This window comes from Paenibacillus sp. FSL H7-0331 (assembly GCF_001956045.1).
In genome coordinates this window covers 1-1036 of the sequence record NZ_MRTH01000145.1, presented here as the reverse complement: position 1 = coordinate 1036, position 1036 = coordinate 1, and the positions used below count along the sequence as shown (strand labels likewise).

Below are 1036 nucleotides of genomic sequence, written 5' to 3'. Positions count from 1 at the left end.
ATGCAAACACAATTTTTGTTGCCAGGAAGTCTATCTGGAGGACTGAACCTTGGTTGACAATTGATTAAGCTAAGGGGCAGGAATGCTCAATAAAACTATTTTGATTAAAGAGTAAGTGTGGTAAAATATGTTAACTGATTGGGGAGGAAATATGGAAATATCAATCGGAAGTGCTCATCAAGATGACTACGAGCAGTTCTTCTTTTGTTATATTGAAGTAACGGGAGGATAATGAGAAGTTCAATTATCTGAAAAAAAGCTTTTCCATAGGAACGAATGTTCTGTATTACTATATACAAAATAAGGAAATTGAGAGGTGTGCTTATGGATATCGCCTTCGAACTAATTGAAAGCATGGCGGTTAAATTCAGATCTGAAAAAAAATGGACTCTTAAAGCGATTGAAGAACTAGTAGAAGAAGATATTACTTGGTCCCCAGGACTTGAAAGTAATAGCATTGCAAATCTTGTTGCTCATATTAGAGGTGCAGTACATTCTCGAATTGAAACAATCTTTTTTAATATACCGGACACGCGAGACAGAGATAAGGAATTTAAACGAGAGCTTGAAATGTCAAAAGAGCAAGCATATAAAATGACACAAGAATCATTTGATATACTCCTTCAATATCTTGAACAGTTGAAATCAAATCCCTCGTTATTGCTAACTCAACCATTTCTCCATTTGCCTCCGCTTACATACAGCCAAGTAACTAACGAGACGACAGTCCTTAACCTAATGATGGCGATGTTCAGAGAGATCCATTATCATACAGGGCAAATAGGGTATTTAGCAAAAATGAGGAAGGGTCGACCAGTACGGCCATAAGACAAAGTAAAGTTAGGCGCCGGAGATACCGTTTTGTTTTACATAGATTGAACTAACGCAGAACTATAGATAGCTCAATAAATATTCAGAACGAGGCTGCTAACATGGATCGGCAGCCTCGCTGTACGAACGGGCAGCATTCCTATTATGAAGAAATACGAGGTTTGAGAAATAAAAAGACTCCTTGGTATGATGTATATGGATCCCA

The 1036-nt window shown here is 37.5% G+C and carries 1 protein-coding gene; it reads left to right on the top strand.

Annotated features, from left to right (window positions below):
- Nucleotides 1–324: 324 nt before the first annotated feature.
- On the top strand, nt 325–828 hold the full coding sequence (locus tag BK127_RS42180) for a DinB family protein (protein ID WP_076238585.1): 504 nt from the start codon (nt 325–327) through the stop codon (nt 826–828).
- Nucleotides 829–1036 lie beyond the last annotated feature (208 nt).

Coding starts and splice junctions, on each gene's coding strand:
- BK127_RS42180 (WP_076238585.1), top strand. CDS start 325: ATGGATATCGCCTTCGAACTAATTGAAAGCATGGCGGTTAAATTCAGA.